The organism is Cellulomonas sp. NPDC089187, assembly GCF_040685135.1.
Classification (GTDB): Bacteria; Actinomycetota; Actinomycetes; order Actinomycetales; family Cellulomonadaceae; genus Cellulomonas.
Map to the genome: position 1 here is coordinate 862,812 of NZ_JBFBHI010000001.1, position 20,274 is coordinate 883,085.

Below are 20,274 nucleotides of genomic sequence, written 5' to 3' on the forward strand. Positions count from 1 at the left end.
GGCCGGGAGGCCCCTCCATGCAGGACATTGGGAAAACCATCACAAAGATGGCACCGACGATTCGGAGAGCCGACACATGACCGCCACCACCGCACCCAGCGCCGCCGCCACCGCTGCCGCCGCGCCGGCCATCCGCACCCAGCAGGACGTGATCCTCTCGGCGCCGGTTCGCCGGACTCTGGCTGTGCTGCGGTACGCCACCGGCTTCATCTTCCTGTGGGCGTTCCTGGACAAGACCTTCGGCCTGGGCTTCTCGACCCCCTCGGAGAACGCCTGGATCAACGGCGGCAAGCCGAGCCAGGGGTTCCTGAACAGCCCGATGGTGATCGGCCCGTTCAAGGACCTGTTCAACGGGATGGCCAGCTCCGCCACCGACGTGCTGTTCATGCTCGGGATGCTCGGCATCGGCCTGGCCGTGATGCTCGGCATCGGCACCCGGGTCGCTGCGATCGCCGGCAGTCTGATCATGGCGATGATGTGGCTGGCCGAGTGGCCGATCGGCGCCGCGGGCTCGAACCCGGTTGTCGACTACCACGTCATCTACGCGATCGCCCTGATCCTGTTCGCCTTCTCCTACGCCGGTGAGACCTGGGGCCTGGGCAAGTGGTGGAGCAACCTGCCGATCGTCCGCAACAACCAGTGGCTGCGCTGATCACCCGCAGACCTCGCGAGAAGGCCGGTCCCCCTCCAGGGGACCGGCCTTCTGCTATGTCACGACGAGACCCCGCGACCGGCCCGGTACTCGTCCTCCAGCATCGACATCACGATGGCGTCGCACCACCCCGCACCGTCGCGGTAGGCGTCCCGACGTCGGCCCTCATGCCGGAAGCCGATGTTCTCGTACAGCGAGTGCGCCCGGGCGTTGATGCTCAGCACGTCCAACTCCACCCGGTGCAGTCCGATCCCGTCGAATCCCAGCCCCAGGACCAGCTCGATGGCCTCGGTGCCGTAACCCCGCCCGCGGTAACCCGGTCGCATCACCAGGCGCAGGTTCGCGCTCTTGAGCACCGGGTCGATGTCGTTGAGCACGATCTCGCCCAGGTACTCGTCGGAGCCGTTCGCGGTGATCGCCAGATCGATCCGGTCCGGCTGCTCGGCAATGGTCGCGCACCAACGCTCGATCTGCTGCCGGGTGAAGGTGGCAGTGGTGCCGGTGGTGCGCATCGCCTCCGGGTCGTTGACCATCTCCCACATGCCGTCGGCGTCGTCGGCCCGCACCGGACGCAATCGGACCATCTCCCCCTCAAGGGTGGGCTTGTCCATGACTCCTCCTGGTGTCGTCCCGGCGATGCTAGGCCGGGGATGTTTCCTGGACATGGCAACGGCGCGGGGACATTCCGTCCGCCGCGCCGTTGCCGGTGAGTCGATCAGCCGTTGACGCGCTCCAGCACCAGCTCGCGGACCCGACCGGCGTCGGCCTGGCCACGGGTGGCCTTCATCACCGAGCCGATGATCGCGCCCACCGGGCCGAGGTTGCCGGAACGGATCTTCTCCGCGATGTCCGGCTGGGCGGCCAGGGCGGCGTCGATGGCCTCCAACAGCGGACCATCGTCGGAGACCACTTCCAGCCCACGGGCGACGACGACCTTCTCCGGGTCGCCCTCACCGGCGAGCACACCCTCGAGCACCTGGCGGGCGAGCTTGTCGTTGATCCGCCCGGCGTCGACCAACTGTTGGAGCTGGCCGATCTGCGTCGGGGTGATCGGCAGCTCGGCGAGCTCGACCTCCTGGGTCTTAGCGGTCCGGGCCAACTCACCCATCCACCACTTGCGGGCGGCAGCCGGGCTGGACCCAGCGGCGACGGTGGACTCGATCAGTTCCACCGCACCGGCGTTGATCACATCGCGCATCTCCGGGTCGGAGTAGCCCCACTCGGTCTGCAAACGGCGACGACGCGCCGCGGGCAGCTCCGGCAGGTTCGCGCGGATCTCCGCCACCCACTCCCGGGACGGGGCGACCGGCACCAGGTCCGGCTCCGGGAAGTACCGGTAGTCCTCGGCATCCGACTTGATCCGCCCGGAGGTCGTGATGCCGGTGTCCTCATGCCAGTGCCGGGTCTCCTGGACCACACTGCCCTGCGCATCCAGCACTGCGGCCTGGCGGCTGATCTCGTAGCGGACCGCACGCTCCACCGAGCGGAACGAGTTCACGTTCTTGGTCTCGGTACGGGTCCCCAGCGGCGACTCCGCGGTCGGCCGGATCGACACGTTGACGTCCGCGCGCACATTGCCGCGCTCCATCCGCGCCTCGGAGACCTCCAGCGCCCGGAAGATGTCCCGCAGAGTCTGGACGTAGGCCCGAGCCACCTCCGGCGCGCGCTCCCCCGCACCGGTGATCGGACGGGTCACGATCTCCACCAGCGGGATGCCCGCCCGGTTGTAGTCGACCAGCGAGTGATCGGCACCCTGGATCCGGCCGGTGGCTCCACCCACGTGGGTGTTCTTGCCGGCGTCCTCCTCCATGTGCGCCCGCTCGATGTCCACCCGGAACACCGCGCCGTCCTCCAGCTCGACGTCGATCCACCCGTCGAAGGCGATCGGCTCGTCGTACTGCGAGGTCTGGAAGTTCTTCGGCACGTCCGGGTAGAAGTAGTTCTTCCGGGCGAAGCGGCAGGTCTCGGCGATCTGGCAGTTCAGCGCCAGGCCGATCCGGATCGCGTACTCCACCGCGGTGCCGTTGACCACCGGCAGTGCACCGGGCAGGCCCAGCGACACCGGGGTGACCGCGGTGTTCGGCTCCGCACCGAAGGTCTGCGGGGCGGCGTCGAACATCTTGGTCTTGGTGCCGAGCTCGACGTGGACCTCGATCCCGATCACCGGGTCGAAGCGGCTGACCGCCTCGTCGTAGTCGACCAGCTCGACGCTCACTTGCGCACCTCCAGCTCAGGGGCCTGGGCGAGCAGCGGACCGCCCCAGGACTTCTCCAGCAGCGCCTCGAGGGCGGCGCCCACCCGGTACAGCCGGTCGTCGGCCTTGGCCGGGGCCAGCACCTGGAACCCAGCGGGCAGACCGTCGTCGGACAGGCCGCTCGGCAGTGACAGACCGGGAATCCCGGCCATGTTCGCCGGGATGGTGGCCACGTCGTTCAGGTACATCGCCAGCGGGTCGTCCAGCTTCTCGCCCAGCTTGAACGCCGTGGTCGGCGTGGTCGGCGAGACCAGCACATCCGCTGCGGCGAAGGCATTCGCGAAGTCCCGCTGGATCAGGGTGCGGACCTTCTGCGCCGAGCCGTAGTAGGCGTCGTAGTACCCGGCGGACAGGGCGTAGGTGCCCAGGATGATCCGGCGCTTGACCTCGTCGCCGAAGCCCTGACCACGGGTAGCGGCCATCACGCGCTCGGCGGTGACCGGCCCCTCCTCCGGCTCGACCCGCAGGCCGAAGCGCATCCCGTCGAACTTCGCCAGGTTGCTGGACGCCTCCGACGGCATGATCAGGTAGTACGCACCCAGCGCGTACTCGAAGTGCGGGCAGGAGACCTCGACGATCTCGGCACCCGCGGAGCGCAGCAGCTCCAGCGACTCGGTGAACCGAGCCAGCACACCCGGCTGGTAGCCCTCACCCTGGAGTTCCGTGATCACACCGACCCGGACACCGGTCAGGTCACCGGAGGCACCCTGCTTCGCGGCGGCGACCAGGCCGGGCAGCGGCTCCGGGATGGACGTCGAGTCGCGCGGGTCATGCCCGCCGATCAGCTCGTGCAGCAGCGCGGAGTCCAGCACGGTCCGGGTGACCGGACCGGCCTGGTCCAGGCTGGACGCCATCGCGATCAGGCCGTAGCGGGACACCGAACCGTAGGTCGGCTTCACCCCGACGGTGCCGGTGACCGCAGCGGGCTGCCGGATCGAACCACCGGTGTCGGTGCCGATGGCCAGCGGCGCCTCGAAGGCGGCGACCGCAGCGGCCGAGCCACCGCCGGAGCCACCGGGGATCCGCTCCAGGTCCCACGGGTTGTGCGTGTCGCCGTAGGCGGAGTGCTCGGTGGAGGAGCCCATGGCGAACTCGTCCATATTGGTCTTGCCCAGGATCGGCAGCCCAGCGGCCTTGATCCGCTCGACCAGGGTGGCGTCGTAGGGCGGCACCCACCCTTCGAGGATCTTGGAGCCCGCGGTGGTGGGCAGTCCCTTGGTCACCACGACGTCCTTGACCGCGATCGGCACACCGGCCAGCGGGTGCAGCTGCTCCCCAGCAGCCCGGCGGGCGTCGACGTCGGCGGCGGTGGCCAGTGCCTCATCGGCTGAGACGTGCAGGTAGGCGTTCACGGCGGGCTCGACGGCCGCCATCCGGTCCAGGTGCGCCTGGGTGGCCTCGACGCTGGACACCTCACCGGCGGTGAGCTGCTCGGCCAGGGCGGCGGCGCTCAGACGGGTCAGATCGGTCATCTCACTCCTCCCCGAGGATCTGCGGGACCAGGAACTTGCCGTCCTCAGACGCCGGAGCACCGGACAGCGCGTCGGCCTGCGACAGCGGCTGCTCCGGCACGTCGGCGCGGAAGACGTTGGTCATCGGCAGCGGGTGGCTGGTGGCCGGGACATCAGGGGTCGCGACTTCACTGACCCGGGCGACCGAGTCGACGATCACCTGGAGCTCGCCGACCAGACGGTCGACCTCCTCCGGCTTCAGGTCGATCCGCGCCAGGCCCGCGACGCGCGCGACCTCGTCACGAGAGAGAGAGGACATGGCGGCGAGTCTAGTCGTCGCCCGGTCTGCGGCGGGATCAGACCCGCGCGGCTGAGACCAGCGCCATCACCGCGTCGGCATAGGCATCGGCCGCGCTCCCTGCGGCGAAGGAGCGCTCGGGCTGCCCGGGCAGTTCGACCACCACGAGGTAGCTGCCGTCCAGGGCCCGCGCCAGCGACCGGAAGGTGCCGCCCAGCAGCTCGCGCAGTTGGTCCTCACGCGGTAGCCAGATCGCGTCCTCCTGGGTGACCGAGTCCAGCGCCCACTCGGTGGTGCCGTTGAAGCCCAGCACCGTCCCGGTGGGGTACTCGTGCGCCTCGATGGTCATCTCGCTGATCGTGAAGACCTCTTCGGCCATGCCGGGGGCACGGATCGCGAAGCGGTCGCCGGAGGTCGGGCTCCAGCGCAGACCGGCGGCCTGGAGCAGTTCGGCGCGGTCCAGGGAGATCATCGGCCCAGTATCGCCACCGGAGGCGCTCACCGCGCGGCGGTCCACTCCCGCACGATCAGCTCCGGGGCGATCGACTCCCGCACCGGACCAGGACCCACCGCCGCGGCCGAGCTCACTGTGTAGGCCGACCCCGAGGCCTTGCAGGTGCTGGTGGACCTCGGCCTGCCGTTGCGGATGTTCGGGTTGAACCTCACCCGGCAGGTGCTGGTCACGGCGGTCGCGGCGGAGGGGCCGGTCACTCCCCCGTCGGCTCGTCCTCGCCGGGCGGCGCAGGAACCGCCTCCGGTCCACCGGCGAGCAGCGCGGTGAAGGCGTCCTCGTCCAGGATGCGCAGACCGAGCTCACGGGCCTTGGCCTCCTTGGAGCCCGCATTCTCCCCGACAACTACATAGTCGGTCTTCTTGGAGACACTGCCGGCCGCCTTGCCGCCGTGGGCGAGGATCGCCTCCTTCGCTTCGTCCCGGCTGTATCCGGCGAGGCTGCCGGTCACCACAACGGTGAGCCCGGACAAGGTGAGCGGCACCGTGGCGTCCCGCTCGTCGCGCATCAGCACCCCGGCACGCTGCCACCGTTCGACGATCTCGACATGCCAGTCCTCGGCGAACCAGTCGCGGATCGACTCGGCGATGGTCGGGCCGACGCCCTCGACCTGGCTCAGGCGGGCCACCGCGTCCTCCTCGGCCAGCGCGGCGCGCAGCGCCTGCATCGAGCCGAACTCCTGGGCCAGAGCCCGAGCGGCGGTCGGGCCGACGTTCCGGATGCTCAGCGCGACCAGCACCCGCCACAGCGGCTTGGTCTTGGCCAGGTCCAGCTCGTCCAGCAGCGTGACCGCCTGCTTGGAGTAGGTGAAGTCGCTCGCCGACTCCCCTGCCGCCTTCCGCTCCGCGGGGGTGCGGTTGCGGCGGAAGGGCGCCCGACGACGCACCACGCCGTCGTCATCGGCCTTGGGCTCACCGGTCTCCGCGTCCCGGACGATCACCTCGACCTGCATCAGCGTGGCCAGACTGGCTTCCCGGAGTGCGCGGCGGTCCTCCTGCGAGGCGTCGTCCCGGTACCCGACCAGGTCGAAGAGGTCGGCCTCGTTGATCAACGGCGGTTGCTCGGGCACCTCCGGCTGGGTCAGCGCGGCGGCGGTAACCTCGCCCAGCGCATCGATGTCCAGTGCCCCGCGCGAACCGATGTGCTCCACCCGGCCGCGAACCTGTGCGGGGCAGGTGCGTGCGTTCGGGCAGCGCAGGTCGACCTCGCCCTCACGCATCGGTCGCAGCTCGGCACCGCATTCTGGGCAGTGGGTGGGCATCACCCAGTCGGTGCGCGGGTATCCGTCGTCGGCCAGCGCGGCCACCGGGCCGACGATCTCCGGGATGACGTCACCGGCTTTGCGGAGCACCACCATGTCCCCGGGTCGCACACCCTTGGCCGCCACCACGTCCTTGTTGTGCAGCGTCGCCATGGACACTGTGGACCCGGCCACCCGCACCGGCTCCATCACGCCATAGGGGGTCACGCGGCCGGTGCGGCCAACGTTGACCTCGATCGACAGCAGCCGGGTGTTCACCTCTTCCGGCGGGTACTTGTAGGCGATCGCCCAGCGGGGGGCACGGCTGGTCGCTCCGAGCCGCCGTTGCAGGGCGATCTCATCCACCTTGACCACGATGCCGTCGATCTCGTGCACGACCTCGTGCCGGTGCTCGCCGTAGTGCTCGATCATCTCCTGCACCTCGGCGAGACCGGTGACCACCCGGCTGTAGGGCGAGACCGGCACGCCCCAACCCGCCAGCAGGTCATACACCTGGGACTGCCTGGTCAGGTCGGTCCCCCCGGTGCCCGCACCCCAGCGCAGCGCTCCGATGCCGTGAGCGAACATCCGCAGCGGCCGACCGGCGGTCACCCGCGGGTCCTTCTGGCGCAACGATCCCGCCGACGCATTACGGGGGTTGGCGAACGGAGCCTTGCCCGCGGCCACCTGGGCCTCGTTCAGCCGCTCGAACTCCGCCACTGGGAAGAAGACCTCGCCCCGGACCTCGATCAGCTCCGGATGGGTGGCCGGGTCCCCGCCCAACACCGCGGGGATCACGTCAATGGTGCGCACGTTGAGCGTGACGTCCTCGCCGGTGCGACCGTCACCGCGGGTCGCCGCCCGGACCAGCTTGGCCGGCCCGTCCCCGGTGCGCTCGTACAGCAGCGCGATCGCCAGCCCGTCGATCTTCAACTCGGTGAGGTAGTGCAGCCCTGCCTCATCGGGGAGCTCCAGATCGCGGTGCACCCGCCCGGCCCAGGCGGCGACCTCCTCAGCCGAGAACGCATTGTCCAGGGACAGCATCCGCTCGACGTGGTCCACGGCGGTGAACTCGGTGGAGAAGGTTCCGCCCACCTGCTGCGTCGGCGAATCCGCGGGCCGGTAGTGGTAGGCGTCCTCCAGCGCGGTCAGGCGCAGCAGCGTGGCGTCGTACTCGGCATCGGAGGCCAGCGGGGCATCCTTGAGGTAGTACGCGAACTGCAACGCCCGGACCCGGTCGGCCAACTCCGTCCAGCGGGACTGCAGCGCCTCACCGCTCAGGCCGAGGTCAGCCGGGTCCAGGTCACGGCGGGATTCAGGCGTCGCGTTCACGCGGGACATCATGCCGCGCCCCACCCACATCCACCCCTCGGCTCAGCCATGGGCGCGCCCGACCATCCGGTCCAGCGCGGGGATGAGCCGCGACCAGGACCCCACCGACAGCTCCAGCGCCTGATGACGGCCGTCCCCGACGTACAGCCATGTCTCGGTCGACCCCGCCATCCGATGCAGCGACAGCGCCAACTCCTCGGCCACCGGCTGCTCACCACCGGGCGCCGATGTCTCACCGACTCCGCGCAGCTCGATGACCGGCACGGTCAAGGAGGCGCTCATGTGCCGTCGGTCCGGCTCGAGGTCCGCTTGCTCGTGCAGCACCACACACCACGGCGGGCAGGACTCGGACAACCACTCCGGCGATATCGAACTCCGCACGGCTCCTCCTGGGGTCGATCCCGAGGGCGGTTTCCCTCGGTGCCGACACATTCACCAGGAGCGCCGACATCGACCCGGAGTTATCCACAGGGTCCGGTCGGCTCAGGAAGTTCCGAGCAACTGTGCCGGGCTGACCTCGAGGTCGTCGGCGAGCTGTTCCACCGATTGCAGGGTCAGATTCCGCTCCCCGCGTTCGACACCGCCGATGTACGTGCGATGAACGCCGAGCAGGTCAGCCAGGGCCTCCTGGCTCAACCCGCGTTCCTCGCGCAATCGGCGTAACTCCCGCCCAACTCGGCGCTGTAGCTCTCCCCTCACCTGGTCAACGGTCGATCCTCGCTACTGATCCGTCTACACACTGATGAGTAGCATCCGGGTGAGCACAGGTCGATGTCCAGCCCCAGATTTGAGGGGTCACCGACCGCGGATGAGGTGGTCGCAGCCCCGCGCAGGGGTCGATGCGAGTCCGGTCGGGAGAGCCCAGCTCGACAGCAGGCAGATCACCCCGATGGCCGTCACCCCTGGGGACGACGACGATGTGCGCTCAGTCGCGCGGCGGCGCGGAGTCGGCGCCGGGCGCTCCGCACAGCAGATCGCGCCACCCGACACCGAGTCGACCAGCCAGCTCCGTCACCGTGCTCAGAGTGAGGTTGCGCTCGCCACGCTCGACCGCGCCGATGAAGGTGCGGTGATATCCCACCGCATGCGCGAGCTGCTCCTGGCTGAGACCGCGCTGCTGCCGAATCGCGCGCAGGGCCGCGCCCAGCGTCAGATGCAGTTCCCGATCCATGCGTGCCAGCGTCGTGCCGCGCTACACATCCGTCGACAGATCGATGAGTAGCTCAGCCCAGCTCATGCACGATTTTGGCGAATCATCCCGTCTGCGCGCGTCGAGTCCGCCAGCTCTGCCAACTGACCACGGCGATCAGCACCACACCCACCAGCACCGCGGCCGCAGCCGCCCAGCTGAGTGTGGCCGAGGCGGCATCCAGCGGCACCGTCTGCGCGACACCCTCCGGCACCCATCGGCACTCCGCGGCAGGAGGGAGCACCGCGTAGTGCACCCGCGCCCCGTCCGTACCCGCTGCGGCAGCCGCCACGCAGGGCTGCTCCTGACCGGCACCGGTCAGCATCGACCCGGTCGCCACCTGCACCCAGCACACGATCAGCGTGATCAGCCCGACCAGAGCCAGTCCCGACCCCGCCAGCAGCACCGCCGCGCGCCGGATACCCATCCGCGCTCCCGCCATCGTCAGTCCTCCGCCCGTTCCGCGATCAACCCGGCCGCGCGGGTGACCGTGGCCAACGTCGCACGCGCACGCTGCACCGAGTCCGGAGCCCCGGTCCGGGCCGCCGGTGCCACCACAGCAAGCTCGCGCAACTGCGCGACGGGCAGCCCAACCCGACGCCACCCCGCCAGCACCGGCTCGGCCACCCCGCGGACATCCGGCCCCGCACACTGCGAGGTCTGCGGCGGCTCGACCTGGGCCCACAGGGCAACGCCGTCCTCGACCGCCTCGGCCACCTGCTCCCAGCGTCGCTCGTCCAACGTCGAGACCCGCACCCCGAGCCCATCCGCCCCGGCACGACGGACCACCTCGGCCAGACCAGCTCCGGCGTCCAGGTGCACCACCACCCGTCGGGCTCCGCCCGCCCGCAGCGTCCGCACCATGTCACCGAGCAGCTCAGCCACCTCCGCTGAGGGGATCGCCCGCAGCCTGGCATACCCGGAGAAGGTCGGCAGCGTCCCGGCGACCACGGCATCCAGCAGCGGCTCGTGCAGCAGGACCGTCGGTTCGACCTCGGGCAGCGTCCGTGTGATCGCCGCGAGCTGGTCGACGATGCCGGCGGACAGCGATTGGACAATCTCGGTCACCGCGCCACGGTCCGCCACCGCCCGATCGCCCCGGGCCAGATAGGTGGACGCCGCCAGGGTCAGCGGACCACACACCGGCATGGCAAGCGGCCCGGACCAGCCGTGGGCGGCCACCGCGAGCGCCTCCACCGTCTCCCGGCGCGCCGAGTCCAAGCGTGCGGCGTCGTGGCCTGGCCGGTCGGCGAGCCGCCAACCGTGAGGTCCAATCTCCGCGGGCATGTCGACCAGCAGCCCCAGGCCGGCACCCACCGCAGAGTGTTCCGGCCCTCGTTCGGGCAGGCGCACCACCCAGGGCATGCCCACCGCGGGCTCCGGCGCCCCGGCGATTTCACCAATCACTGCGCTCTGCGCTTCGAGCTGTGCGACGCCGGGCCACGGCCCGGCCCCGGAGACCAGCACGCTCATCGGACCTCGACCGCGGCCGAGTCGGGACGCGGGGACAGCGGCTCAGTGGCCGCCACGGTGGCCTGGCCCAGCACCCGGTCCCCCTGGTACAGCACGGCGGACTGGCCGGGGGCGACCCCGCGCAGTCGGTCGTCGGACACCTCGATCCGCAACCCACCCTCGGGCAGCGCCCTCGCCCGCACCGGCACCGCGGCACCATGCGCCCGGACCTGGAGCAGACAGTCGGTCCACTGCGTCGGAGCGGGCACGAACCACACCGCGGACTCGCCGATCACCGCGCCCACCGACAGATCCTCGGCCGAGCCCACCACCACCCGGTTCGACACCGGCTCGATGGACAGCACATAGCGCGGCCGACCGTCCGCGGCGGGTCGGTCGATGCCGAGCCCCTTGCGCTGACCCACCGTGAAGCCATAGGCACCGTCGTGTTCACCCAGGACGGTGCCATCAGCGTCGACGATCTGCCCGGGCCGCGAGCCCAGGCGGTCACGCAGGAACCCCTGGGTGTTCCCGTCAGCGACAAAGCAGATGTCGTAGGAATCCGGCTTGGCCGAAACGCTCAGCCCCCGGGCGGCAGCCTCGGCACGCACCTGCTCCTTGGACGGCACATCACCCAGCGGGAACATCGCCCGGGCCAACCGCTCCGGCCCCATCACCGCCAACACATAGGACTGGTCCTTCGCCAGATCCGCCGAGCGACGCAACAGGGGGAACCCATCGCCGTCGACGCCCGCGCGGGCGTAGTGCCCGGTGCAGACCGCGTCGAATCCCAGCGCCAGTGCCTTGTCCAACAGCGCGTCGAACTTGATGTGCTCATTGCAGCGCACACAGGGGTTCGGGGTCCGGCCCGCCTCGTACTCGGACAGGAAGTCGGCGATCACCGTGTCCTCGAACCGCTCGGACAGGTCCCAGACGTAGTACGGGATGCCCAGCACATCAGCCGCCCGCCGAGCGTCGCCCGCGTCCTCAATGGAGCAGCAACCACGTGAGCCGGTGCGCATCTGGGCGCGGTTGCGCGACAGCGCCATGTGCACCCCCACCACGTCGTGCCCGGCCTCCACCGCCCGGGCCGCCGCCACCGCGGAGTCCACACCGCCGGACAACGCCGCCAGCACCCGCATCAGCGCACTCCTACCATTCCGGCGGCACGCGCCCGTTCGACCACACCGGGCAGGGCCGCCAGCAGCGCGTCGACGTCCGCATCGGTGGAACTGCGGCCCAGGCTGAACCGGAGTGCCCCCCGCGCCGTCGGCTCGTCGAGTCCCATCGCGAGCAACACATGCGAAGGCTGTGGCACCCCGGCCTGACATGCCGAGCCGGTGGAGCAGTCCACCCCCGCACTGTCCAGCAGGAACAGCAGGGAGTCGCCCTCGCAGCCCGGGAAAGTGAAGTGCGCGTTCGCGGGCAGCCGGTCCGGTCCTTCCGGCCCACGCAGCACCGCATCGGGCACCGCCGCCCGCACCCCGGCCACCAGGCGATCACGCAGCGCAGCCAGCCGTGCGGTCACCGCAGCGCGCTCGGTCACCGCCTGCTCGACGGCCACGGCGAGCGCCGCGATCCCGGCCACGTCCACTGTGCCGGAGCGCACACCGCGCTCCTGTCCGCCGCCGTGCAGCACCGGCGTCAGGTCCAGACCCCGCCGAGCCAGTAAGGCACCGGCTCCCACCGGTCCGCCCAGCTTGTGCCCGGTCACGGTCAGCGCATCCAGCCCGGATGCGGCGAAGTCGACCGGCACCTGCCCCACCGCCTGCACCGCATCGGAGTGCACCGGCACCCCGTGCTCCGCGGCGATCCGGGTGATCTCGGTCACCGGCTGCACCGTCCCGACCTCGTTATTCGCCCACATCACCGACACCAGCGCGGTCTGTTCGCCGTGCTCGGCCAGCTCGGCCGCCAGTGCTCCCGGGTCGACGCGGCCGTCCCCGTCGACCTCCAGGAACACCAGCTCAGCGCCCTCGTGCGTGGCCAGCCACTGCGCGGGGTCCAGCACGGCATGGTGCTCCACAGCCGACACGACGACACGGCGTCGCCGCCGGTCAGCGCCCTGTCGAGCCCAGAACGCGCCCTTGATCGCCAGGTTGTCGGCCTCGGTGCCGCCACTGGTGAAGATCACCTCGGACGGGCGCGCGCCCAGGGCAGCAGCCATCCGTTCCCGCGATTCCTCCACCACACGCCGGGCGGTCCTGCCCGCGGTGTGCAGCGACGACGGGTTCCCCGCGGAGAGCTGAGCGGTCATCGCCGCCACCGCCTCCGGGGTCATCGGCGTGGTCGCCGCGTGGTCCAGATACGCGTTCACACCTCCGAGTCTACGAACGGGTTTGGCAAGATGTGCGCGTGAGTGCCGACGACGCGACGACGCCTGACCCGGCCCCGCTGGCTTTCAGTGGGCAGCGCCTGGACTGGCGCGACCTTCCGCGCTCGGTGCGGGCACGCATCCAGGAGCTGGCCGGGGCGCAGGTCACCGCGGAGATGAGCGCCACCTCCGGGCTGAGCCCAGGCTTCGCGGCAGTGCTCGAGCTGGCCGACGGACGCGGGGTGTTCGTCAAGGCGGTCTCCCCGGAGCAGAACCCGCAGTCCCCCGATCTGGCCCGGGCCGAGGTGCGCGCCGCGCAGGCGATCCCGCCCGAAGTCCCCGCTCCGGCGCTGCTGTGGCACGACGACGACGGTGACTGGGTGCTGCTCGGGTTCGAGGTGGCCACCGGGCGTTCGCCGCTGCTGCCCTGGCGTCCGGCCGAGCTGCGTCGGGTGCTGGATGCGATGGCGGTGCTGTCGCAGGCGCGTCCGCTGCCCGGACACCAGCTGATCACCACAGCGGAGCACTTCGCCGAGGACTTCCGTGGCTGGCGCGCGCTCGCGGGCGGCCCCGGCTCGGATCTGGACCGCACCGCCGGGTGGGCGGCCGGCACCGGCGACTGGCTGCGCACACACCTGGACCAACTCGCCGAGTGGGCGGGGGACGCCACCGCCGCTCTGGCCGGAGACCGCCTGGTGCACGCCGACCTGCGCGCGGACAACGTGCTGCTCGACGGTGACCACGTCAGCCTGATCGATTGGCCGCACGCCAGCGTGGGTGCGGGCTGGGCCGATCTGATGTTCCTGCTGCCGAGTGTGGCGATGCAGGGCGGTGGCCGTCCGCAGGAGATCTTCTGGGCCGAGCCGATGTCCGCGGGCGTGGAGCCGGAGCAGCTGCGTGCAGCGCTCGCCGGCTTGGCCGGGTACTTCACCTACGGCGCCGTGCAACCGGCTCCGGTGGGCATCCCGAACCTGCGCCGCCTGCAGCGGGTGCAGGCGGAGCAGGCACTGCTTTGGCTGGCCGAGCTGGCCTGAGCCGTCAGCGGCCCTCAGCGGCTCCGCAGCGCCTCGGTCAGCGCCGGGATCACTTCAAAGAGGTCGCCCACGATCCCGTAGTCCGCGATCTCGAAGATCGGTGCCTCCGGGTCTGGGTTGATTGCGACGATGGTGCCCGAGGCCTGCATACCGCCGCGGTGGTGCACCGCCCCGGACACTCCGGCACCGATGTACAGCCGCGGGGTGACCGTGACCCCGGTCTGACCGATCTGCGCCTCGTGACCGATCCACCCCTCGTCGGTGGCCACCCGGGTCGCGCCAACGGCAGCACCCAGGACATCCGCCAGCTCCTCCAACGGACCGAAGTCGCCGTCGGTGCCGCGACCGCCCACCACCACGATCTGCGCCGAGCCCAACTCGGGCCGGTCGGAGGGGGTGGTGGGGGTGTGCTCCACCACCCGGACGCCACGCACCGCGGAGGCGGCGGACACCTGATGTTCCTGCACCGTCGCAGCCGGGCCGTCGACCGGCTCCGCGACCACGGCACCGGCCTTCAGCAGCACGACAGCCGGTTCGGTCAGCACCGCGCACCGGGTGGTCCAGGTCCCGGCCAGCACGGTCTTCTCCGCGACCAGCCGACCCTGGTCGTCCCGCCGCACCGCCGTCGCATCCGACACCACGCCGCCGCCGGTGGCCACGGCGAGGTGTGCAGCGACCTCCTTGGCATCGAAGCCCGAGGTGCCGAGCACTACATGAGCCTCACCCGCCACCGCGATCAGGGCCGCACCCTGCACTGCCGTCAGCCGAGTGTCGGCGTCGGTGACCAACACTCGGTGCAGCACACCCACGCCGTACCGCCCGAGCTGCTCGGGCACGTCCTCGGCCATGGCTTCGCCGATCCACACCGCGTGCACCTCGCCCACCGCGCGCCCGGCGGTGACCGCCTCCAGCGCTGCCGGACGCAGCACGCCGTCCTCGGTGTGGTCCACCAGGACCAGGACCTCGCTCATCGGTCGCCCTCCCGGACCAGCCCCTGCTCGATCAACCAGGCCGCCAGTTGACGACCCTGCTCCGCACCGCCGGTGACTACCACCTGTTCGGTGCGTGGCGGACGCGGTGCGGCATCCAGCACCTTCGTCCGCGAGCCGGACTCCCCCACCGTCACCGGGTCCACGCCCAGATCCGCGAGCGTCAGCGTCTCGACCGGCTTCTTGCGGGCCGCCATGATCGCCTGGAAGTTCGGGTACCGCGGCTCGTTCGCCCGGTCGGTGACCGACACCAGCGCGGGCAGCGGCGCGGCGAGCACCTCGGTGGCGTGGTCGAGGTCCCGGCGCACGATGACCTCCCCCTGCTCCACCCGCAGATCGGCGGCCAGGGTGAGCGCTGGCAGCTCGAGCAGGTCCGCGAGCGCGGCGGGTAGCAGTGAGGTCAACCCGTCCAGCCCCGCCATCCCGGTCAGCACCAGGTCCACGTCACCGATCCGGCGGATCGCGGCAGCCAACACGGTGGCGGTCGCGAAGACATCCGAGCCCGCGATGCCGTCGTCCAGAACGTGCACGGCGGCGTCGGCCCCCAGTTGCAGCCCGCGCCGTGCGGCGTCCTCCGCGTCATCCGGACCGACAGTCACCACGACGACCTCGACGTCGTCCAGCGCCTCGGCGATCTGGGCGGCCGCTTCCAGCGCGTTCTCGTCCAGCTCGTTGATCGTCCCGTCCCCGCCGTCACGCACCATTCGGTGGTCGGGGCCGAGTTCGCGATCGGCCTGGATGTCGGGCACATGCTTGACGCACACCACGATCTTCACCCCCCGAACGTTACCCGTCCGTGCGCGCGGCAGAATGGACCGGTGAGCGCCCCCACCCCCACCCGCCTCGGCGTACACCCGATCGACGACGGCATCGAGGTCGCCGTGCTCGCCCCGCATGCCGATGCCATCGACCTGTGCCTGCTGGACCCCGCCCCCGAGGGTGGGTGGACCGAACGTCGCATCCGGTTGGACGGCCCGGAGCTCGGCATCTTCCATGCCCAGGTGCCCGGTGTCCGGGTCGGGCAGCACTACGGGCTACGGGCGCACGGTGCCTGGGACCCCGCCAACGGGCTGCGCTACAACCCCGCCAAGCTGCTGGTCGACCCCTACGCCGTGGGGCTGAGCGGTGAGCTCGGCTACGGACCGCAGACCTACGGACATCGGGTGGAGGACGGCGACCCCTACGGCCCCGCCGACGACCGCGATTCACTGGGCCACGTGCCACATGGTGTGGTGCTGGACCTCACCCCGGACCCGGCGTCCGACCCGACCCGCAACCGTCCGCAGGTGCCTTGGGCGGACACCCTGGTGTACGAGGCCCACGTCCGCGGACTGACCGCACGTCACCCGGAGATCCCCGCCGAGGAGCGCGGCACCTACGCCGCTCTCGGCCACCCGGCACTGATCCAGCATCTGCACCGGCTCGGTGTCACCGCCCTGGAACTGCTGCCGATCCACGCCTGCGCACCAGAACCACACCTGGTCGAGCGCGGCCTGACCAACTACTGGGGCTACAACACCCTGGGGTTCTTCGCCCCCGACCCACGCTGGGCCAGCGCCGCCGCCCGGGCAGCGGGTCCCGCCGCCGTCCTTGCCGAGCTGCGCACCGCAGTGCACCGCCTGCACGAGGCCGGGATCGAGGTGCTGCTCGATGTGGTCTACAACCACACCAGTGAGGGCGGGCTCGGCGGCCAGCACCTGAGCCTGCGCGGGTTGGACTCAGCGGTGTACTACCTGCACGACGGTGGGCACCCCGCGGCGCTCGCGGACGTGACCGGCTGCGGCAACAGCCTCGACTTCCGCCGACCCGAGGTGGTCCGACTCGCGTTGGATTCCCTACGGCACTGGGTGCAGCAGCTCGGGGTGGACGGGTTCCGATTCGACCTGGCGGTGACGCTGGGACGCGGGCACATGGGCTTCGACCCCGATCACCCCTTCCTGGTGGCCACCGCCACCGACCCGGTGTTGCAGGGGATCAAGCTGATCGCCGAGCCGTGGGATCTGGGGCCGGGCGGGTGGCGCACCGGGCAGTTCCCGTCACCGTGGTCGGAATGGAATGACCGGTTCCGCAACTCCGCGCGGTCCTTCTGGCTGGCCGACCCCGCCCGGGCTACCCACGGCGATGACGGCCATCGTGTGCGGGACCTGGCTACCCGACTGTCGGGGTCGGTGGACCTGTTCGGTCACTCCGATCCCCCGTTGCTCCGTGGCACCCGCGCCGCGGTGAACTACGTCACCGCCCACGACGGTTTCACCCTCGCCGACCTGGTGGCCTACGAGCACAAGCACAACGAGGCCAACGGTGAAGACAACCGGGACGGGACCGATGACAACCGGTCGTGGAACCACGGGGTGGAGGGCCCGGTCGAGGCCACCGCCGTCGCTGCCGACCTGTTGCCGATCCGCCGCCGTTCGATCCGCAATCTGCTCGGCACACTGCTGCTGTCGGCGGGCACCCCGATGCTGACCGCAGGCGACGAGATGGGCCGCACCCAGCACGGCAACAACAACGCCTACTGCCAGGACGGCGAGCTGTCCTGGCTGCCCTGGAAGCTTTCCCCCTGGCGGCAGGATCTGCTGGCCACCACCCGGCACCTGTCCGCGCTGCGGCGTGCCCACCCGGCGCTACGCGGACAGCGGTTCTACACCGGTCGGCCGATCGATGGCGCTGAGCTGCCCGACCTGTCGTGGTTCGACCCGCAGGGCGAACCCTTCACCCATGCGCGCTGGCATGACGGAGACCTGCGCACCCTGCAGATGCTCCGGGTGGAGGGCGAGGACCGGGCGCTCCTGGTGCTCAACGGCTCCCTGGAACCGCAGACGCTCACCCTCGCCCCCGGCGCGGACTGGCAGCTGGTCTGGGACTCCGTGTGGGAGCACCCGGACGAGACCACACCGGGGGACGAGGTGATGGAGCCGCTCAGTCTGCGGCTCTACGTCGGCTAGGCGTTCGCGACCAGGCCGACCTCGGCCACCGAACTCAGACCCGCGTGCCGGGGCACCACCCGGACGCTGTACCCGAACGGCCCGGACGACTCCAACCGCACATCCCCGGCGAAGGCATGCCGACCGGCCTCGTAGCTCTCGTCCAGGGTCAACGGGTCGGTGCTGAACGCGTCCAGCTCGTCGTTCTCGGACACCCGACCGTGCACCACCTGGACCTCGACATCCGCCGGGTCCAACTCGCCGAGGGATACATAGGCGCGCACATGCAGGCTGTCGCCGACCTGGGGCACCTCACCGACCCCACCGGACTCGACGTGATCCACCCGGACCCCGTGCCAGCCGGACCGGACCCGGCCCTTCCACGCCGCCAGCTCCCGCGCCCCGGTGAAGTCCGCCGATCCCGCGAGCGCCCGGCCTGCCACTGCCGCCGGGGTGTACAGCCGGTCGACGTACTCGCCGACCATCCGGGTGGCCTGCACCTTGGGGCCAAGGGTCGCCAGGGTGTGCCGGACCATCGCCAGCCAGCGCTGCGGCAGGCCGTGGTCATCCCGGTCGTAGAACCGCGGGGCGACCTGGTTCTCGATCAGGTCGTACAGCGCCGCAGCCTCCAGGTCATCGCGGTGATCCGCGTCCTCGACCCCGTCCGCGGTGGGGATGGCCCAGCCGTTCTCCCCGTCGAACCACTCGTCCCACCAGCCGTCCAGGATCGACAGGTTCAGCCCGCCGTTCAGCGCGGCCTTCATCCCGGAGGTTCCGCACGCTTCCAGCGGACGCAGCGGGTTGTTCAGCCAGACGTCGCAGCCCGGGTAGAGCGACTGCGCCATCGCGATGTCGTAATTCGGCAGGAACACGATCCGATGCCGGACATCCGCCTGGTCGGCGAATCGCACCAGTTGCTGGATCAGCCGCTTGCCCTGCTCGTCAGCCGGGTGCGATTTGCCGGCGATCACCAGCTGGATCGGCCGTTCCGGGTCGGTGAGCAGCCGGGTCAGCCGCTCGGGATCGCGCAACATCAGGGTCAGCCGCTTGTAGGTCGGCACCCGACGGGCGAATCCGATGGTGAGCACATCCGGGTCCAGCACACCGTCCACCCAGCCCAGCTCGGCCGGGCTGGCACCTCGGTCGCCCCAGGATCGACGCACCCGGCGTCGGGCCTCCGCCACCAGCGCCTCACGCAGGGTGTGCCGGATGCCCCACAGCTCGGCATCCGTGATCGCGTCTGCGCGCAGCCAGTCCTGGTCGTCGGTCAGCCGGGCCTCGGCCAGGTCGCTCAGCCGCCGGTCAACCCAGGTCCGCGCGTGCACACCGTTGGTCACCGAGGTGATCGGCACCTCCGTGTCGTCGAACCCTGGCCACAGCCCGTCGAACATCCCCCGGGAGACCTCACCGTGCAGTAGGGAGACCCCATTGGCCCGGCCACCCAGTCGCAGCCCCATCACCGCCATGTTGAACACCAGCGGGTCGCCGCCCGGGTAGTCCTCAGCACCGAGTGCCAACACCCGGTCCACCGGCACGCCCGGCTCCGCATTCGATCCACCGAAGTACCGCTCGATCAGCCCGGTCTCGAACCGGTCGATCCCGGCCGGCACCGGCGTGTGCGTGGTGAACACCGTCGCCGCACGCACCGCCTCCAGCGCCTCGTCGAATCCCAGCCCGGCGTCGGTGACCAGCTCACGGATCCGCTCCACCCCGAGGAACCCGGCATGGCCCTCGTTGGTGTGGTAGACCTCCGGCGCAGGAGTGCCACTCAACCGTGCCCACACCCGCAGTGCGCGGACGCCACCGACCCCCAACAGCAACTCCTGCTGCAGCCGGTGCTCGCCGCCACCGCCGTACAGCCGGTCGGTGACCTTGCGGGCCTGCTCGTCGTTCTCCGGCACATCCGAGTCCAACAGCAACAGCGGCACCCGGCCGACCGCCGCCACCCAAATGTGCGCATGCAGCGTGCGATCCCCGGGCAGACCGATCCGGATGGTGGACGCCGTGCCGTCCTCCTCGCGCAACAGGGTCAGCGGCATCCCGTCCGGGTCCAGCACCGGGTAGCTCTCCACCTGCCAACCGTCTCGGGTCAACGCCTGCTTGAAGTACCCGGCACCGTAGAGCAGCCCGACCCCGACGATAGGCACCCCCAGGTCAGAGGCGCTCTTGAGGTGGTCACCAGCCAGGATGCCCAGACCACCGGAGTACTGCGGCAGCACCGCGGTGATCCCGAACTCCGGGGAGAAGTACGCGATCGACGACGGCAGCCCGGGCTCGCTCTCCTGACGGCGCTGGTACCACCGGGGCGCGCTCACGTACTCGCGCAGGTCGAGTGCGGCGGACCGGACAGCACTGACCACCTCCGGGTCGGCGGCCAGCTCGGCCAAGCGTTCCGGGGCCAGCGCGCCGAGCAGCGCCACCGGGTCCCCGTGCACCTGCTCCCACAGCTCCGGGTCGATCCGGGCGAACAGATCGCGGGTGGGCGCGTGCCAGCTCCAACGGAGGTTGTGCGCCAGCTCATCCAGATCAGCCAGCGCGGCAGGCAGCGAGGTGCGGACGGTGAATCGACGGATCGCTCTCACGCCAATCAGCCTACGCACGTGACACCCGTCACGGCACCCATCCGGTGCCGGA

20 protein-coding genes are annotated in these 20,274 nt (G+C 70.7%); 3 read left to right on the forward strand and 17 right to left on the reverse strand.

The window, feature by feature from the left end; all coding sequences use genetic code 11:
- The first annotated feature begins 76 nt into the window (after positions 1 to 76).
- A complete protein-coding gene (locus tag AB0N78_RS04100) occupies positions 77 to 652 on the forward strand; it encodes a DoxX family protein (protein WP_363386143.1) in 576 nt (191 codons plus the stop codon).
- A 59-nt stretch (positions 653 to 711) separates the two neighbouring features.
- Here AB0N78_RS04100 and AB0N78_RS04105 read toward each other — a convergent pair whose 3' ends face one another.
- The 14 genes from AB0N78_RS04105 to AB0N78_RS04170 form a co-directional block, all read right to left on the reverse strand.
- A complete protein-coding gene (locus AB0N78_RS04105; RefSeq protein WP_363386145.1) occupies positions 712 to 1,263 on the reverse strand; it encodes a GNAT family protein in 552 nt (183 codons plus the stop codon).
- Positions 1,264 to 1,367: 104 nt separating this feature from the next.
- The gene (gene gatB / locus AB0N78_RS04110) at positions 1,368 to 2,867 is read right to left on the reverse strand and encodes an Asp-tRNA(Asn)/Glu-tRNA(Gln) amidotransferase subunit GatB (protein WP_363386147.1); all 1,500 of its coding nucleotides are present in this window, start codon (positions 2,865 to 2,867) and stop codon (positions 1,368 to 1,370) included.
- Positions 2,864 to 4,378 carry an Asp-tRNA(Asn)/Glu-tRNA(Gln) amidotransferase subunit GatA gene (gene gatA, locus AB0N78_RS04115; protein WP_363386149.1) on the reverse strand — a complete coding sequence of 505 codons (1,515 nt, stop codon included), beginning with the start codon at positions 4,376 to 4,378 and terminating at the stop codon, positions 2,864 to 2,866. Before gatA ends, gatB begins: the two co-directional genes overlap by 4 nt.
- 1 nt (position 4,379) lies before the next feature.
- Positions 4,380 to 4,676, reverse strand: a complete 297-nt coding sequence (gene gatC / locus AB0N78_RS04120) for an Asp-tRNA(Asn)/Glu-tRNA(Gln) amidotransferase subunit GatC (protein WP_363386151.1) — start codon at positions 4,674 to 4,676, stop codon at positions 4,380 to 4,382.
- A 37-nt stretch (positions 4,677 to 4,713) separates the two neighbouring features.
- The gene (locus AB0N78_RS04125) at positions 4,714 to 5,127 is read right to left on the reverse strand and encodes a pilus assembly protein CpaE (RefSeq protein WP_363386153.1); all 414 of its coding nucleotides are present in this window, start codon (positions 5,125 to 5,127) and stop codon (positions 4,714 to 4,716) included.
- A gap of 26 nt (positions 5,128 to 5,153) precedes the next feature.
- The gene (locus AB0N78_RS04130) at positions 5,154 to 5,366 is read right to left on the reverse strand and encodes a hypothetical protein (RefSeq protein ID WP_363386155.1); all 213 of its coding nucleotides are present in this window, start codon (positions 5,364 to 5,366) and stop codon (positions 5,154 to 5,156) included.
- Positions 5,363 to 7,687 carry an NAD-dependent DNA ligase LigA gene (gene ligA / locus AB0N78_RS04135; RefSeq protein ID WP_363386239.1) on the reverse strand — a complete coding sequence of 775 codons (2,325 nt, stop codon included), beginning with the start codon at positions 7,685 to 7,687 and terminating at the stop codon, positions 5,363 to 5,365. The genes AB0N78_RS04130 and ligA overlap by 4 nt, the downstream gene beginning before the upstream one ends.
- Positions 7,688 to 7,780: 93 nt before the next feature.
- A complete protein-coding gene (locus tag AB0N78_RS04140) occupies positions 7,781 to 8,020 on the reverse strand; it encodes a hypothetical protein (RefSeq protein ID WP_363386157.1) in 240 nt (79 codons plus the stop codon).
- Between the two features lie 201 nt (positions 8,021 to 8,221).
- Positions 8,222 to 8,437: a helix-turn-helix transcriptional regulator gene (locus AB0N78_RS04145; RefSeq protein ID WP_363386159.1), complete on the reverse strand. Its 216-nt coding sequence runs from the start codon at positions 8,435 to 8,437 to the stop codon at positions 8,222 to 8,224.
- A gap of 226 nt (positions 8,438 to 8,663) precedes the next feature.
- Positions 8,664 to 8,909: a helix-turn-helix transcriptional regulator gene (locus tag AB0N78_RS04150; RefSeq protein ID WP_363386161.1), complete on the reverse strand. Its 246-nt coding sequence runs from the start codon at positions 8,907 to 8,909 to the stop codon at positions 8,664 to 8,666.
- Between the two features lie 82 nt (positions 8,910 to 8,991).
- Positions 8,992 to 9,354 carry a hypothetical protein gene (locus AB0N78_RS04155; RefSeq protein ID WP_363386163.1) on the reverse strand — a complete coding sequence of 121 codons (363 nt, stop codon included), beginning with the start codon at positions 9,352 to 9,354 and terminating at the stop codon, positions 8,992 to 8,994.
- A gap of 17 nt (positions 9,355 to 9,371) precedes the next feature.
- Positions 9,372 to 10,400 carry a hypothetical protein gene (locus AB0N78_RS04160; protein WP_363386165.1) on the reverse strand — a complete coding sequence of 343 codons (1,029 nt, stop codon included), beginning with the start codon at positions 10,398 to 10,400 and terminating at the stop codon, positions 9,372 to 9,374.
- Positions 10,397 to 11,521, reverse strand: coding sequence for a tRNA 2-thiouridine(34) synthase MnmA (gene mnmA, locus AB0N78_RS04165; RefSeq protein WP_363386167.1), 1,125 nt, complete (start codon positions 11,519 to 11,521; stop codon positions 10,397 to 10,399). The genes AB0N78_RS04160 and mnmA overlap by 4 nt, the downstream gene beginning before the upstream one ends.
- The gene (locus AB0N78_RS04170) at positions 11,521 to 12,696 is read right to left on the reverse strand and encodes a cysteine desulfurase family protein (protein ID WP_363386169.1); all 1,176 of its coding nucleotides are present in this window, start codon (positions 12,694 to 12,696) and stop codon (positions 11,521 to 11,523) included. Before AB0N78_RS04170 ends, mnmA begins: the two co-directional genes overlap by 1 nt.
- Positions 12,697 to 12,734: 38 nt before the next feature.
- On the opposite strand from AB0N78_RS04170, the gene AB0N78_RS04175 reads away from it, so the two are divergent.
- Positions 12,735 to 13,727, forward strand: a complete 993-nt coding sequence (locus AB0N78_RS04175) for a phosphotransferase (protein ID WP_363386171.1) — start codon at positions 12,735 to 12,737, stop codon at positions 13,725 to 13,727.
- A 14-nt stretch (positions 13,728 to 13,741) separates the two neighbouring features.
- On the opposite strand, the gene AB0N78_RS04180 is transcribed toward AB0N78_RS04175, so the two are convergent.
- Together AB0N78_RS04180 and AB0N78_RS04185 are read right to left on the reverse strand one after the other, a co-directional pair.
- Positions 13,742 to 14,698, reverse strand: a complete 957-nt coding sequence (locus AB0N78_RS04180) for an electron transfer flavoprotein subunit alpha/FixB family protein (RefSeq protein WP_363386173.1) — start codon at positions 14,696 to 14,698, stop codon at positions 13,742 to 13,744.
- Entirely contained in the window at positions 14,695 to 15,492 is a 798-nt protein-coding gene (locus AB0N78_RS04185) for an electron transfer flavoprotein subunit beta/FixA family protein (RefSeq protein WP_363386175.1), read from the reverse strand. Before AB0N78_RS04185 ends, AB0N78_RS04180 begins: the two co-directional genes overlap by 4 nt.
- Between AB0N78_RS04185 and glgX the strand changes: the two genes are divergently transcribed.
- Positions 15,466 to 17,661: a glycogen debranching protein GlgX gene (glgX, locus tag AB0N78_RS04190; RefSeq protein WP_363386177.1), complete on the forward strand. Its 2,196-nt coding sequence runs from the start codon at positions 15,466 to 15,468 to the stop codon at positions 17,659 to 17,661. The two genes, AB0N78_RS04185 and glgX, sit on opposite strands and share 27 nt — an antisense overlap.
- On the opposite strand, the gene glgP is transcribed toward glgX, so the two are convergent.
- Entirely contained in the window at positions 17,658 to 20,222 is a 2,565-nt protein-coding gene (gene glgP / locus AB0N78_RS04195; protein WP_363386179.1) for an alpha-glucan family phosphorylase, read from the reverse strand. The genes glgX and glgP overlap by 4 nt on opposite strands.
- Positions 20,223 to 20,274 lie beyond the last annotated feature (52 nt).

What these genes read in the sequence shown, in the direction of transcription:
- AB0N78_RS04100 (WP_363386143.1), top strand. Translation starts at nt 77, where the DNA reads ATGACCGCCACCACCGCACCCAGCGCCGCCGCCACCGCTGCCGCCGCG.
- AB0N78_RS04105 (WP_363386145.1), bottom strand. Translation starts at nt 1,263, where the DNA reads ATGGACAAGCCCACCCTTGAGGGGGAGATGGTCCGATTGCGTCCGGTG.
- gatA (WP_363386149.1), bottom strand. Translation starts at nt 4,378, where the DNA reads ATGACCGATCTGACCCGTCTGAGCGCCGCCGCCCTGGCCGAGCAGCTC.
- gatC (WP_363386151.1), bottom strand. Translation starts at nt 4,676, where the DNA reads ATGTCCTCTCTCTCTCGTGACGAGGTCGCGCGCGTCGCGGGCCTGGCG.
- AB0N78_RS04125 (WP_363386153.1), bottom strand. Translation starts at nt 5,127, where the DNA reads ATGATCTCCCTGGACCGCGCCGAACTGCTCCAGGCCGCCGGTCTGCGC.
- AB0N78_RS04140 (WP_363386157.1), bottom strand. Translation starts at nt 8,020, where the DNA reads ATGAGCGCCTCCTTGACCGTGCCGGTCATCGAGCTGCGCGGAGTCGGT.
- AB0N78_RS04150 (WP_363386161.1), bottom strand. Translation starts at nt 8,909, where the DNA reads ATGGATCGGGAACTGCATCTGACGCTGGGCGCGGCCCTGCGCGCGATT.
- AB0N78_RS04155 (WP_363386163.1), bottom strand. Translation starts at nt 9,354, where the DNA reads ATGGGTATCCGGCGCGCGGCGGTGCTGCTGGCGGGGTCGGGACTGGCT.
- AB0N78_RS04160 (WP_363386165.1), bottom strand. Translation starts at nt 10,400, where the DNA reads ATGAGCGTGCTGGTCTCCGGGGCCGGGCCGTGGCCCGGCGTCGCACAG.
- mnmA (WP_363386167.1), bottom strand. Translation starts at nt 11,521, where the DNA reads ATGCGGGTGCTGGCGGCGTTGTCCGGCGGTGTGGACTCCGCGGTGGCG.
- AB0N78_RS04180 (WP_363386173.1), bottom strand. Translation starts at nt 14,698, where the DNA reads ATGAGCGAGGTCCTGGTCCTGGTGGACCACACCGAGGACGGCGTGCTG.
- glgX (WP_363386177.1), top strand. Translation starts at nt 15,466, where the DNA reads ATGCTTGACGCACACCACGATCTTCACCCCCCGAACGTTACCCGTCCG.